The sequence below is a fragment of the Pseudomonas sp. 21615526 genome (assembly GCF_013386245.1).
GTDB lineage: Bacteria > Pseudomonadota > Gammaproteobacteria > Pseudomonadales > Pseudomonadaceae > Aquipseudomonas.
This window is the reverse complement of the sequence record NZ_JACAOM010000018.1, coordinates 90,993-104,341: the sequence shown is the minus strand read 5'-3', so window position 1 is coordinate 104,341 and position 13,349 is coordinate 90,993. Positions and strand designations below refer to the sequence as shown.

The following is a 13,349-nucleotide window of genomic DNA, read 5'->3' as shown; positions in this document are numbered from 1 at the left end:
GCCCGCTCCCACACTGGATCCTCGCTGTTTGTCAGACCGCCGCAAACCGCTTGTCGAGGTAATCGATGATCACCTTGGAGTCGTACATCCAGGTGGTCTGGCCGTTCTCTTCGATGCGCAGGCATGGCACCTTGATCTTGCCGCCTTGCTCCAGCAGGGTCTGGCGGTCTTGCTCGTTGTTCTTCGCATCCTTCAAGGCCACCGGCACGTTCAGGCGGTGCAGGGTGCGGCGGGTCTTCACGCAGAACGGGCAGGCGTGGAATTGATACAGGGTCAGGTCCTTGGCCGCTGCGTTCACCTGCGCCTGTTGTTCGGCAGGGCGCTGCTTTTTGCGCGGACGAGTCAGGAAGTCGCCGGCGATGATGACGTGGCCGAGGCCCACTCGAAGTGCTTTGACGAACATGGCTGAAACCTCTTGCCCTAGACTTAAGGGGGCGCAGCTTACCTGATTTTTCACAGGCGAAAAAAAACCGGCGATGAACGCCGGTTTTTCCAGGTGCCGCGTATTACTTGATCAGGCTGAGAAACTCGCTGCGGGTCGCCGCGTTTTCGCGGAACTCACCCAGCATCACCGACGTGATCATCGACGAATTCTGCTTCTCCACACCGCGCATCATCATGCACATGTGCTTGGCCTCGATCACCACTGCAACGCCCAGGGCGCCGGTGACCTGCTGGACCGCATCGGCGATCTGGCGGCTGAGGTTTTCCTGGATCTGCAGGCGGCGGGCATACATATCGACGATACGCGCGACCTTCGACAGGCCCAGCACTTTGCCGCTCGGGATATACGCGACGTGAGCCTTGCCGATGAACGGCAGCAGGTGGTGTTCGCACAGCGAGTACAACTCGATGTCCTTGACCAGCACCATTTCGCTGTTGTCAGAGCTGAACAAGGCACCGTTGGTGACTTCTTCGAGGGTCTGTTCATAACCGCGGCAGAGATACTGCATGGCCTTGGCGGCACGTTTTGGCGTGTCGAGCAGGCCCTCGCGGGAAACGTCCTCGCCGAGCTGGCCGAGGATCGCGGTGTAATTCTGTTCCAGGGACATGAAACTACCTAGTGGGATTTTCGCAAAGGGCAAGGGTACGGCGGCCAACACATCGCTGCAAGCCTGACGATGGCACTTGTTACTCGTCGCGGCCTTCCATCATGGTGCGCTTGAGCATCACATACACCGCGCCAGCGCCGCCGTGACGTGGCTGGCACGACGTAAAACCCAGCACCTGGGAGTGCTGGCGCAACCAGGTGTTGACGTGGCTTTTGATCATCGGTCGCTTGCCGTCCAGGCGCACGGCCTTGCCGTGGGTGACGCGCACGCAGCGGATTTCGAATTTGGTGGCTTCGGCGAGGAACGCCCAGAGGGTTTCGCGGGCTTTTTCGACGGTCATGCCGTGCAGGTCGAGGCTGCCCTCGAACGGGATCTGGCCGACCTTGAGCTTGCGCATCTGGCTTTCCTGCACGCCGTCGCGGGCCCACATCAACTCGTCTTCGGGACCTACATCGATAACGAATTGATCCGACAGGCCGTCCACGGTGGTGGCGTCCGTGCGCACGGTCGCGGCCTGGCGCAGCTTGGCGATCTGGGCGCGATCGGTCTTGGGTTTGCCGGTGTCGGCGCGATCATGCTTGATCGGCTTGACGCCGCGCAGCTCGTTCTTGAATAGGGAAAAATCGTCGTCTTGCATGTCAGCCTCCGCGAAGGGCGGGCAGTTTACCTAATCGCGGCGGCTTGATGCGCAACAAACGCTATCTGTACGCCATCAGTCGTGCTTTTTCATCAGGTGCGAAGCGATGTTCAGTGACAGCGGTTGGCGCATGCGCCGACGGCAACGGCGCCACAGCCATACGCCGAACCACAGCACCAGCAGGCCGATGACCAAGAGTATTGCAGAACCGCCAGGGCTGGCATTCAGCTCGCCCAGGGCCGGTGAGTGTCCAACCAAACCAGCGCCGCCAGCAATTGCCAGTAGTACGCCACCTATCGCCAACAGCGCGGCAAAGCCGGCGCCGATGCGCAGACGCCAGTTGCTCGGGCCCTTGGGGCGCAAGCGACGAGCATCAAAACCATCGGATATCTTCATTCCGACCTTTCCTCCAGGGTATCGGCCCTTCGACCGGAAGATACACAGGTTGTTCCGGGTACAGAGGCAATTGCAGCAAATGACAGGTATTTGCGGATGAGCGGGCGGCTACCCGCTCATCGAAGGTCGATCAGATCAGATCTTTGGTCAAGGCGAGGGTGGCGAAGTTGTCAGCCATGATGGCCATTTCAGTCTGCTGCACGTGGTCGGCGCTGAGGATGCCGCCCTTGTAAGGCAGGTCGCGGGTGGCGCAGGCGTCTTCCACCAGGGTGCAGCGAAAGCCCAGGTTTTTTGCCGCACGCACCGTGGTGCTGACGCTGGAGTGGCTCATGAAGCCGCAGACGATCAGGTCCAGGGAACCGAGGTCTTGCAGGTGTTTCTCCAGGCCGGTGCCGTGGAAGGCGCTGGGCAGCAGCTTGCCGATGATGGTTTCGTCGGCCTGTGGCTCAAGGCCAGGAATGAACTCACCGCGCTCGCCCTGAGGGTCAAACAACCCGCCGACAGTGCCCAGGTGGCGCACATGCACGATCGGGCGCCCGGCGTTGCGCGCGGCAGCCGCCAGTTGCTTGATATTTTCGACAGCAGCGTCCATGCCCGAGAGGGCGAGGGGACCACTGAGGTATTCCTTCTGGGCGTCGATGATCACGAGGGTCGCATGGTTCAGGTTCGCCGCTGCGTAACCACGACCGCTGAGTTGAAACATCGTCTTTGGAACGGACATTCTGGGGCTCCTGTGAGTGGGGCTTTTGTGACATTGTCCTCTGGCTGAGCGCTTCTGTGAATCGCTACCATCGTAAGGTACGCCGTTGTTGGCGTGCAGCGATGTCAATAGGGCACTACGTTTAGGCAAAAACCACGTTTAAGATGAAATCCGACGTGCGGCAAAGGGTTTTTTCGTACATCGTCGGTACAGCTTAAGACTGTTAGAATCGCCGGTCGTTTTTTCCAGGAGCTTGCCCCCGTGATCACTTCCCGCCTGCGCACCTTGCGCGACCACATCCGATGGGCCGTCAGCCGTTTCCATGGGGAAGACCTGTTTTTCGGCCATGGCACCGACAATGCCTGGGACGAAGCCCGGCAACTGGTGCTCGGCGCCTTGCACCTGCCATGGGAAATTGCCGACAGTTACCTGGATTGCAACCTGGAAGAAGAGGAAATCTCCCACGTGCAACGGTTGCTGCACCGCCGTATCCACGAGCGTGTGCCGACCGCTTACCTGTTGAAGGAAGCCTGGTTCTGCGGCATGTCGTTTATCGTTGATGAGCGTGTATTGATTCCCCGCTCACCGATTGGCGAACTGATCGAAAACCGCTTCGAACCGTGGCTGGGCACACCGCCGGCACGCATTCTGGACCTGTGCACCGGTTCCGGTTGCATCGGTATTGCCTGCGCCTACGAGTTCCAGGACGCCGAAGTGGTACTGGGCGACCTGTCCTTCGAAGCGCTGGAGGTGGCCAACCAGAACATCGAGCGCCATGGCGTCGATGAGCGCGTGTATACCGTTCAGGGCGACGGCTTTGATGGTTTGCCGGGCCAGCGTTTTGACCTGATCGTGTCCAACCCGCCGTATGTCGACGCCGAAGACTTTGCCGACATGCCGGATGAATACCAACACGAGCCGGAGCTGGGCCTGGCCTGCGGTGACGACGGCTTGAACCTGGTTCGGCGGATGCTGGCCGAGGCGGCAGATCACTTGACCGAGAAGGGCCTGTTGATTGTCGAGGTGGGCAACAGCCAGGTTCACGTCGAGGCGTTGTACCCCGAAGTGGACTTCGCCTGGCTGGAGTTCCAGCGCGGCGGGCATGGCGTGTTCATGTTGACGGCCGAGCAGTGCCGGGCGCATCAGGCGGTGTTTGCCGCCAGGGTTTAACCGCTTCCAAGTGGGTAACGCGGTCAGTGTGGGAGCGGGCTTGCTCGCGAATGCGGTGGCTCAGTCAAGATATCCGGTGACTGACACACCGCATTCGCGAGCAAGCCCGGTCCCACATTTTGATCCGGTTTCAATTGATAAACCGGATTACCGATGCGTCGCAATCCAGATCAACAACCCCGCCTGAAACACGGTAAACGCCACCAGGCACGTAATCGTGAAGCGCAACCCGCTGTCTTCGCGCTTGAACTTGATGACTTTTTCCTCTTCCTTGCGCAGTTTCACTTCCTGTTCCGCCAGGTTCTGCTCGGCCTGTTGCAGCATCTGCGCCGCTTCCAGAATCTCCACGAACTGCAGCTTTTCGGTGTTCCAGCTGTCCAGCACATCGCTGACCTTGCCCGGCTGCACGTTGCCCTTCAAATGCTGGACATCGGCGTACGCAACATCAAAGCCCTGGATACGCAGGAAGTGATCCCGACGCAGGCGCGTGGCTTCGTTGAGGGCGTCCTTGTTGGCCAGGTCGACGCCGTCGACGCGGTAGTGCGACCACTTCTTTTTCGCCCAGGCGGCGCCCTGGGCTACCAGGAAACGGCCGATGCCGCGGTTAGCCGGCTCGATCTCCAGGCTGTTGCCCGGGCCAAAGTGCACCCGATGGGTCGCGTGATCGACCCAGATATCCAAATGGTTCTGTTCCCGGCGCACCCGCTGGCCCGGTAACTGAATGACCATGCGCAGCAGGCTGTGGTCCTTGTTGTTGCGTTCGGCCCAGCCAAACTGCACAAAGCGCAGGGGCCGCACGCCCGTGGCACGGTCGGTGGCCAAAGGGGCCAGGCGCAGCATCTTGAAATGTTCGGCCTGCACCTCCGCCCACGGTAACGCGGCCGATGCGGCGGCCTCGGTGTCAGCCGTGGTGTCGGCGGTAGGTTCGGGTGTTGCTTCGGTGTTCGTCATTCGGCGCGATCCTGTCCAAGCTCTGCGGGCCGACAGGCTTTTGCTGTCGACCCTTGGCTTATCGGCCGTTTTGCTCAGGACTGGAGGGCAATACTCGCTTAACTGGCGCGAAGTCCGTCGATAAAGCGAACCAGGCGGGTGCCCAGTTCAGCCGCCAGCGGCAACTGCGGGTCGTTATAGGACTCCAGTTGCTGCTTCACGTTGTTGGGCACGATGCGCATCACGTGGTTCATGCCTTCGATCACCGTCAGCTCGGCGTCGGGCTTGGCCTTCTGCAATTGTTGCGCATCGGCCACGCCGACCTGCAGGTCATTGGTGCCCTGGACGATCAGCGCCGGCATGGTCAATTTGGCAAAGGCCGCCGAAGGGTCGGCGCGGAACAGGCTGATCAGATAGGGCTGCACGCTGGGGCGGAAAATGCCCTCAAGGGGGGTGGGCACATCGGCGTCCACCTGGCCGGCCTTGAGGTGATCGAGAATCTGGTTGCTGCGCAGTAACAGCGCTGGAGGCATATGGTCGGCCAGTTGCTGGCGGATCACCTGGTCCACCGGGCGCGCACTGCCCGACAGGGAAATCACCCCGGCCGGGTTGAGCTGCGGGGCGGCGAGGGCAGCCACCAGTGCACCTTCGCTGTGGCCCAGCACAATCAGCGGGCCCATACGTGGGTCGGCCTTGAGCAACTTGCCCCAGGCCACGGCGTCGGACACGTAGGCATCCAGGGTCAGGTTGCGTTCATCGGGGGTGGCGGCAAGGCTGGCGGCCACGCCGCGCTTGTCGTAGCGCACGCTGGCGATGTTGTGCCTGGCCAGCACCCAGGCCAGGCGCTTGAGGCTGTCGTTGCGTGCGCCGTCGGCGCTGTTGCCGTTGCGGTCGGTGGGCCCGGAGCCGGCGATGATCAGCACCACCGGCACCGGCTTGTCGGATTTGGGCAACAACAGCGAACCAAACAGCTCGCCACTGCCGGTGTCCAGGCTGATGGGCCGTTGCAGCACGACAGGGGAGGCGGCGAAGCCAAGGCTGGAAAACAGAGTGAGGGTCAAAAGCAGAACTCGCAGCATCATCGCGCCATCATGAGGAAGGTGCCGGTTGGACCAACGTCTACCGGTAAGGTTTCGAGGATGAACTAGTCGGTTAGCCTGCGTATACTGGCCGCCTTAAGTTATTACGGTTGACTTGATTCAACTGATTTCACGGAGCGCCCTGCATGTCCGGCAATACCTACGGCAAGCTGTTCACTGTTACCACCGCGGGCGAAAGCCATGGCCCGGCGTTGGTCGCCATTGTCGACGGCTGCCCGCCGGGCCTCGAGTTGTCCCTGGAAGACCTGCAGCGTGACCTCGACCGCCGCAAGCCCGGCACCAGCCGCCACACCACCCAGCGCCAGGAAGCCGACGAAGTCGAAATCCTCTCGGGCGTGTTCGAGGGCCGCACCACCGGCTGCGCCATCGGCCTGCTGATTCGCAACACCGACCAGAAGTCCAAGGACTACTCGGCGATCAAGGACCTGTTCCGCCCGGCCCACGCCGACTACACCTACCACCACAAATACGGCGAGCGCGACTACCGTGGCGGTGGCCGCAGCTCGGCGCGCGAAACCGCGATGCGCGTGGCGGCCGGGGCGATTGCGAAGAAGTTCCTGGCGACCCAGGGCATCGTGATCCGCGGCTACATGAGCCAGTTGGGCCCGATCGAAATCCCGTTCAAGACCTGGGACAGCGTCGAAGACAACGCCTTTTTCTGCCCAGACCCGGACAAAGTGTCGGAACTGGAAGCCTATATGGACCAGTTGCGCCGCGACCAGGATTCCGTCGGCGCCAAGATCACCGTGGTTGCCGAAGGCGTGATGCCGGGCCTGGGCGAGCCGATCTTCGACCGCCTCGATGCCGAACTGGCCCACGCGCTGATGAGCATCAACGCGGTCAAGGGCGTGGAAATCGGCGCCGGGTTCGATTGTGTGGCCCAGCGTGGCACCGAGCACCGTGACGAGCTGACCCCGGAAGGTTTCCTCAGCAACAACGCCGGCGGCATTCTCGGCGGCATTTCCTCCGGCCAGCCGATCGTTGCGCACCTGGCCCTCAAGCCGACGTCCAGCATCACCACGCCAGGCCGTTCGATCGATGTGCACGGCAACCCGGTGGACGTGATCACCAAGGGCCGTCACGACCCTTGCGTCGGCATCCGCGCCACGCCGATTGCCGAAGCGATGATGGCCATCGTGTTGATGGACCACCTGCTGCGCCATCGTGGGCAAAACGCCGACGTAAAAGTCAGTACTCCGGTATTGGGCCAGCTGTGACCGTGTGTGGCGAGCGAGCTTGCTCGCGCTGGGCTGCGCAGCGGCCCCAAAGCCTGCAACCCGGTAGGACCTGGAGAACTGCGGCGCTTCTAGTGGGGGAGCTTCTCGCCCCAGCGCGAGCAGGCTCGCTCGCCACAAGTCACTTATGCTGACGCAAGCCCTTCCATACTGGCGACTCTCCAGCTTCTACCTGTTCTATTTCGCCCTGCTGGGGGCGACGGCGCCGTTCCTGGCGTTGTACTTCGATCACCTTGGGTTCTCCAGCGCGCGCATCGGCGAGCTGGTGGCCATCCCCATGCTGATGCGCTGCGTGGCACCCAACCTGTGGGGCTGGCTGGGGGACTACACCGGCCGGCGCCTGGCCATCGTGCGCTTTGGCGCGGTGTGCACCCTGGTGAGTTTCTCGTTGATCTTTGTCAGCAAGACTTACGCCTGGCTGGCGCTGGTGATGGCCTTGCACGCGTTCTTCTGGCACGCGGTCCTGCCGCAGTTTGAAGTCATCACCCTCGCGCACCTGCAAGGCCAGACCTCGCGCTACAGCCAGGTGCGGTTGTGGGGCTCCATCGGTTTTATCCTCACCGTGGTGATCATGGGCCGCTTGTTCGACTGGCTGAGCCTGGATATCTACCCGGTGGTGGTCGTGGTGATCATGGCCGGCATCATCGGCGCGAGCCTCTGGGTGCCGAATGCGCAGCCGCCGGCCCAGGGCAACCGCCTGGCCGGTGACGGCTTTTTGCGGCAACTGCGCAGCCCCGGCGTCCTCGCGTTTTATGCCTGCGTGGCGCTGATGCAAATGAGCCACGGCCCGTACTACACCTTCCTCACCCTGCACCTTGAACACCTCGGTTACAGCCGTGGCGTGATCGGCATGTTGTGGGCGCTGGGCGTGGTGGCGGAAGTCTTGATGTTCCTGGCCATGAGCCGGATTCTCACGCGCTTTTCGGTACGCCGGGTATTGATGGCGAGTTTCCTGCTGGCCGCACTGCGCTGGTTGCTGCTGGGCTCGTTTGCCGAATTCTTCTGGGTGCTGTTGCTGGCGCAGGTGATGCACGCGGCGACCTTCGGCAGCTTCCACGCGGCGGCCATCCAGTTCGTGCAACGCAGCTTTGGTGCTCGCCAGCAAGGGCAGGGCCAGGCACTGTATGCGGCACTGGCCGGTACCGGCGGTGCGCTGGGCGCACTCTATTCAGGTTACAGCTGGAACCTGCTGGGGCCGACCCTGACCTTCAGCATTGCCAGCATCGCGGCCCTGGCCGCCGCCCTAATCATTGGCATTCGATTGCAAGAGGAGCGGCCATGAGCGGCTCCCGTGACAGAGGAAGAGTTTGATGAGCTATCTCGCGGTTTACCACGTCTGCACCCCCGACACCCCGAACAAGGTCCTGACTCACCAGGACGATATCGCCTCGACCCTGGCCGAGCTGGGTGTGGGGTTCGATCGCTGGCAGGCGGCTACCCGACTTGAGCCCGGGGCCAGCGAGGTTGAGATTATCGCCGCCTACCAGGCGCCCATCGACAAGCTGATGACCGAGCGCGGCTACACCACCGTTGATGTGCTCCGCGTCAGCAACGATCACCCGCAGAAAGCCCAATTGCGCGCCGAGCGACTCGACGAACACCGCATGGCCCAAGACCACGTGCGTTTTTTCGTAGCGGGTCGTGGGCTGTTTACCTTGCACATCGAAGATTATGTGTACGCGGTGTTCTGCGAGAAAAACGACCTGATCTTGGTGCCGAGCGGCATCCCGCACTGGTTTGATATGGGGGAGAACCCGCACTTTGTGGCGATCCGCCTGTTCAGTGACCCTGAAGGGCTGGCGGTCATGCTGACCGGCGACGCGATCGCCGAGGGTTTTCCCCGGCTTGATGACTAAGTTCGTCCGGCAATGCCTCCTGAACAGGGGGCATTTTTTTAACTTCAATTCCTTCAGGTTGGAAATCGCTGTAGGAATAAACTTGAAAGTTTGTGGGTAACAGCTGTTTATCGTTGACCTTACTTGTTACTTCCACTCTTTGTGTAACTCTCTCTGGTCTCAATATTTATTCGCCTGTCAATAGGAGTAATCCGACTTCGGGCGTTACAAGACCTATATGAAGAGAGAGGCCTGCATGAGCGGTTCGGAGCCACAGGAACAACCGTCCACGCAAACGGACAGCGCGCCGGTTGCCAACCGCAAGGCGCGTGCGATGTTGTCGGGTAAACCCTTGACCCCAAAGGAACGGGAAATCCTGCATTGGGCGGTCGAGGGCAAGACGGTGTGGGAAATCAGCAGGATTCGCTCCATCTCCCAGGCCACGGTGAAGTTTCACCTGCGCAACATCTACGGCAAGTTGCAGGTGACTAACCGGGTCCAGGCCGTGAACGAGGCAGTGAAACAGGGATTGTGCAAATAAAAAAAGGCCGTGGTGCGCAACGGCACCACGACCTGTTCGGGTCCTGCATGACGGTCAAGCCGAATGGTAGGTCGGCAGGGCAAAGCGGTTCTGGCTTTGCAGCATCGAAATCTGTGGCAGGTCGCTGGCTTGTTCAGCCAGGTCGCGGCGAATGGCGCTGATGACCCACGTCAGTTGGTCGGCCGTGTGCAGTTGCTGATAAGAGATCGAACGTTTGATCTGCTTGCCTTCGCTGTTACGCAAGGTCAGCAGGATGCCGCCATCAGGACGCGCCTGGGTGGTGACGTCGAAATTGGAGAACACAGAAGAAAATTTATCTTGGATCAGGCTCATGTCTATCAGCTCCGTTAGCTCATGTTTTGCAGCGTGGAGTGATAGGTGCAGTGATTGTGCCAGTACTGACTATCTTAAAAAATCCTTATAAATCAAATGTTTATAAAATTTTAAGAATTTCAGTTTCGTGCAATTTGCATGAATGGCCATCGTGCATCCTGCATTTTGCGGGGTTTTGCCAAGTGTTTCACCGCTGGCACGCAAGGCACGTCTTCCATAGTGACCACCTGGCGGTGCGCTAAATTCCTTTTCCTTTCGGGATACAAAACTTTTCAAATCCTGCGTGTACAGCCGAAGAACGGCTGGCGTATTTTCCTGCAAGGCATTCGGCGCGGGTCTTACAGTGCGATGGGTGCCTTGAGGGTCATACGAACAATAAGAAAAAGGACGTTCCCGCCATGAACCACCCGCCAAGTGACATGATCACCTGGGGCATGATGCTGCGTAAGGTGCCCACCATTGTCCGTGCGCTGCCGCGCCTGGTGCGCGGAATCCGCGTTGCCAACATCACCGATCCCGACCAGCCGTGCGGCCTGGGCTGGACCTTTGAACAAGCCACCCAACGCAACCCCGACGGCGCCGCGCTGCTGTATGGCGACACGGTGCTGAGCTACCGCCAGGCCAACCAGCAGGCCAACCGCATGGCTCACTACCTGCAGCAGCAGGGGATCGGCAAGGGCGACGTGGTGGCGTTGTTTATCGAGAACCGCCCCGAGTTGTTGCTCAGCGTACTGGCCGTGGCCAAGGTGGGCGGCATTTGCGCGATGCTCAATACCTCGCAAACCCAGTCGGCGCTGGTACATAGCCTCAACCTGGTGGCACCGGCGGCCATCGTGGTGGGAGCCGAGTTGGTAGGGGCCTACGAGGCCGTGCGCAGCCAGGTGGCCATCGAGGCGGATAAAACCTGGTTTATTGCCGATCAGCAGCACAGCCATGTGCCGCCGGATTACGTCGACCTGATGGCTGCCAGCGCCGACTGCCCGGTGGAAAACCCCGCCAGCACCCAGCAGATTTTTTTCAACGACCCTTGCTTCTATATCTACACCTCCGGCACCACCGGCTTGCCCAAGGCCGGCATTTTCAAGCATGGCCGCTGGATGAAGTCCTCGGCCAGTTTCGGCACCATCGCCCTGGATATGGGGCCCGAGGATGTCGTCTATTGCACCTTGCCGCTGTATCACGCCACTGGCCTGTGCGTGTGCTGGGGTTCGGCGATTGCCGGGGCGTCGGGGTTCGCGATTCGCCGCAAGTTCAGCGCCAGCCAGTTCTGGGACGATGTGCGCAAATTCAATGCGACCACCCTGGGTTATGTCGGCGAGCTGTGCCGCTACCTGATCGACCAGCCTGCCCACGGGCGCGACCTGGATAACCGGGTGACGAAGATGATCGGCAACGGCCTGCGCCCTGGGGTTTGGGCTGAGTTCAAGCAGCGCTTTGGCGTTGATCATATCTGCGAGCTGTACGCCGCCAGTGACGGCAACATCGGCTTCACCAATGTGCTGAACTTCGACAACACCATCGGCTTTTCCCTGATGCACTGGGCACTGGTGGACTACGCCCATGACAGCTGTGAGCCGATTCGCGGCGCCGACGGTTTCATGCGCGAAGTGCCCAAGGGGGGCCAGGGGCTGCTGCTGGCCAGGATCGATGACAAGGCACCGTTCGACGGCTACACCGACCCCGAGAAGAACCGCAAGGTGGTGCTCAGCGACGTGTTCGAGAAGGGCGACCGGTATTTCAACACCGGCGACCTGTTGCGCAATATCGGCTTCGGCCACGCCCAATTCGTTGACCGGCTGGGGGACACCTACCGCTGGAAAGGTGAAAACGTCTCCACCACCGAAGTCGAGAACATCTTCCTGCAGCACCCGCAGATTTCCGAAGTGGTGGCCTACGGCGTGGAGATTGAAAACACCAACGGCCGCGCGGGCATGGCGGCCATTACGCCTGCCGAATCCCTGGCTTCCCTGGACATGCGCGAGTTGCTGACCTTCGCCCACGGGCAATTGCCCGCGTATGCGGTGCCGTTGTTCCTGCGGATCAAGGTGAAGATGGAAACCACGGGCACCTTCAAATACCAGAAGGTGAAACTCAAGGAGGAAGCGTTCGACCCGGGCAAGGCCGGTGATGATCCGATCTTTGCCTGGTTGCCTGGGTCGGACAGTTATGTGCCGGTCACCGGGCAACTGTTGGCGGATATCCAGGCGGGCAAGTTCCGTTATTGATTCTGCCTATCGCCGCTTTTGGGAAAAAAGGCATGACAGTGGGGAACTCCATCGCGAGACTGGGCGCCTTATGAAACACCAGACAAGGAGCCCCACATGTCAGACCAAGCCAAACAAATGACCGAAGACGAAGCCGCCGAATTTGCCGAGCAGGTGTTCGACGTGGCGCGCAAGGGCGATGCCGCGATGCTGGCGGCGTTGCTGGCCAAGGGCTTGCCGCCGAACCTGCGCAACCACAATGGCGATACGCTGTTGATGCTGTCGGCCTACCATGGCCATGTGGACGCGGTGAAAGTGCTGCTGGAATTCAAGGCCGACCCCCAGATTGCCAACGACAAGAACCAGCTGCCGATTGCCGGCGCGGCGTTCAAGGGCAACCTGCCGGTGGTCAAGGCATTGATCGAAGGCGGAGCGTTGGTCGAAGGCGCATCCTCTGATGGTCGCACCGCCTTGATGATGGCGGCGATGTTCAACCGTACCGAAATGGTGGACTACCTGATCAGCCAGGGCGCCAATCCCAAGGCCACCGATGCCCAGGGCGTGACCGCGCTGGCAGCGGCCCAGACCATGGGGGCGGTGGATACGGCGGCGCAGTTGCAAAAACTGGTGTAGGCTTTGCGCCCTCAAAATCAGCCCCGCCACAGGACCACCCCATGAAAACCGCACTCGTCGAACTCATCAGCAAAATCAGCTCCGGCTGCATGAGCGAACCCGAGATCGCCAAGGTGGCTGACGAAGCGGCCCAGGCCTACGCCGATCCCGACGCTTTCCTGGTCGCCAACCCCGACATCAACTACGACGACACTTTCCCGATTCCCCTGGGTGAGTGGATCGTCGTCGGCAGCCTGCCTGACACCGTGCTGTTCCAGGCCGACACCTACCTGGACCTGTTCGCCCAGATCGTCGCCTCCTTTGGCCCCGGCGTGGCGTTCAACCTCAAGCCCAAGCAACTGGCCAAGACCGAAGCCCTGACCGCGCTGAACCGCATCCAGATCCAGATGAGTGCCCTCAACCCGGAGAACGGCGGCTACGTGCTGATGAACTTCAGCCAGTTGCTGGACGACGAGATCCAGGCTGTGCTGGTCTACGGCGACGACGTGCCACGGGTGCTGGAGTTGTGTGCTGAAACCGGCATAAAGGGCGAACCATCGCTGGAAGCCCTGCGGGTTGCGGTACACGTCTGAAATAAAACGGA

General features: G+C 60.8%; 16 protein-coding genes. 8 read left to right on the top strand and 8 right to left on the bottom strand.

Annotated elements, in window-relative coordinates; all coding sequences use genetic code 11:
* Positions 1-31: 31 nt before the first annotated feature.
* The 5 genes from HX786_RS07835 to HX786_RS07815 all read right to left on the bottom strand — a co-directional run bounded on the left by HX786_RS07835 (position 32) and on the right by HX786_RS07815 (position 2,806).
* Positions 32-403, bottom strand: a complete 372-nt coding sequence (locus HX786_RS07835) for a glutathione S-transferase N-terminal domain-containing protein (protein ID WP_063031984.1) — start codon at positions 401-403, stop codon at positions 32-34.
* A 103-nt stretch (positions 404-506) separates the two neighbouring features.
* A complete protein-coding gene (gene folE, locus HX786_RS07830; protein ID WP_003204506.1) occupies positions 507-1,052 on the bottom strand; it encodes a GTP cyclohydrolase I FolE in 546 nt (181 codons plus the stop codon).
* A gap of 79 nt (positions 1,053-1,131) precedes the next feature.
* The gene (locus tag HX786_RS07825) at positions 1,132-1,689 is read right to left on the bottom strand and encodes a Smr/MutS family protein (RefSeq protein ID WP_003213135.1); all 558 of its coding nucleotides are present in this window, start codon (positions 1,687-1,689) and stop codon (positions 1,132-1,134) included.
* Positions 1,690-1,764: 75 nt separating this feature from the next.
* Positions 1,765-2,085: a hypothetical protein gene (locus HX786_RS07820; protein WP_003213133.1), complete on the bottom strand. Its 321-nt coding sequence runs from the start codon at positions 2,083-2,085 to the stop codon at positions 1,765-1,767.
* A gap of 130 nt (positions 2,086-2,215) precedes the next feature.
* The gene (locus HX786_RS07815) at positions 2,216-2,806 is read right to left on the bottom strand and encodes a cysteine hydrolase family protein (RefSeq protein WP_008433198.1); all 591 of its coding nucleotides are present in this window, start codon (positions 2,804-2,806) and stop codon (positions 2,216-2,218) included.
* A 240-nt stretch (positions 2,807-3,046) separates the two neighbouring features.
* Here HX786_RS07815 and prmB point away from each other — a divergent pair, with 240 nt between their 5' ends.
* On the top strand, positions 3,047-3,955 hold the full coding sequence (prmB, locus tag HX786_RS07810) for a 50S ribosomal protein L3 N(5)-glutamine methyltransferase (protein ID WP_003213129.1): 909 nt from the start codon (positions 3,047-3,049) through the stop codon (positions 3,953-3,955).
* 147 nt (positions 3,956-4,102) lie between these two features.
* Here the strand turns inward: prmB and HX786_RS07805 are convergent, their stop codons facing one another.
* Both HX786_RS07805 and HX786_RS07800 read right to left on the bottom strand, forming a co-directional pair.
* Positions 4,103-4,906, bottom strand: coding sequence for a hypothetical protein (locus HX786_RS07805; RefSeq protein WP_177040528.1), 804 nt, complete (start codon positions 4,904-4,906; stop codon positions 4,103-4,105).
* A 98-nt stretch (positions 4,907-5,004) separates the two neighbouring features.
* Positions 5,005-5,967 carry an alpha/beta hydrolase gene (locus HX786_RS07800; RefSeq protein WP_003213124.1) on the bottom strand — a complete coding sequence of 321 codons (963 nt, stop codon included), beginning with the start codon at positions 5,965-5,967 and terminating at the stop codon, positions 5,005-5,007.
* Between the two features lie 143 nt (positions 5,968-6,110).
* Here HX786_RS07800 and aroC point away from each other — a divergent pair, with 143 nt between their 5' ends.
* From aroC to HX786_RS07780, 4 genes are all read left to right on the top strand, one after another.
* On the top strand, positions 6,111-7,202 hold the full coding sequence (aroC, locus tag HX786_RS07795) for a chorismate synthase (protein WP_178911908.1): 1,092 nt from the start codon (positions 6,111-6,113) through the stop codon (positions 7,200-7,202).
* A 148-nt stretch (positions 7,203-7,350) separates the two neighbouring features.
* On the top strand, positions 7,351-8,502 hold the full coding sequence (locus HX786_RS07790) for an MFS transporter (protein WP_177009504.1): 1,152 nt from the start codon (positions 7,351-7,353) through the stop codon (positions 8,500-8,502).
* 28 nt (positions 8,503-8,530) lie between these two features.
* Positions 8,531-9,076 (top strand): acireductone dioxygenase, encoded by a 546-nt coding sequence (locus HX786_RS07785; protein WP_003216782.1) that lies wholly within the window; start codon positions 8,531-8,533, stop codon positions 9,074-9,076.
* Between the two features lie 235 nt (positions 9,077-9,311).
* Positions 9,312-9,596, top strand: a complete 285-nt coding sequence (locus HX786_RS07780; protein ID WP_003216779.1) for a response regulator transcription factor — start codon at positions 9,312-9,314, stop codon at positions 9,594-9,596.
* Positions 9,597-9,650: 54 nt separating this feature from the next.
* Here the strand turns inward: HX786_RS07780 and HX786_RS07775 are convergent, their stop codons facing one another.
* Positions 9,651-9,929 carry a DUF3509 domain-containing protein gene (locus tag HX786_RS07775; RefSeq protein ID WP_003216777.1) on the bottom strand — a complete coding sequence of 93 codons (279 nt, stop codon included), beginning with the start codon at positions 9,927-9,929 and terminating at the stop codon, positions 9,651-9,653.
* Between the two features lie 398 nt (positions 9,930-10,327).
* On the opposite strand from HX786_RS07775, the gene HX786_RS07770 reads away from it, so the two are divergent.
* From HX786_RS07770 to HX786_RS07760, 3 genes are all read left to right on the top strand, one after another.
* Entirely contained in the window at positions 10,328-12,154 is a 1,827-nt protein-coding gene (locus tag HX786_RS07770) for a long-chain-acyl-CoA synthetase (protein ID WP_102605281.1), read from the top strand.
* Positions 12,155-12,250: 96 nt separating this feature from the next.
* Positions 12,251-12,766 (top strand): ankyrin repeat domain-containing protein, encoded by a 516-nt coding sequence (locus HX786_RS07765; protein WP_010176046.1) that lies wholly within the window; start codon positions 12,251-12,253, stop codon positions 12,764-12,766.
* A gap of 41 nt (positions 12,767-12,807) precedes the next feature.
* The gene (locus HX786_RS07760; protein WP_178911907.1) at positions 12,808-13,338 is read left to right on the top strand and encodes a hypothetical protein; all 531 of its coding nucleotides are present in this window, start codon (positions 12,808-12,810) and stop codon (positions 13,336-13,338) included.
* The last annotated feature ends 11 nt before the right edge of the window (positions 13,339-13,349 follow it).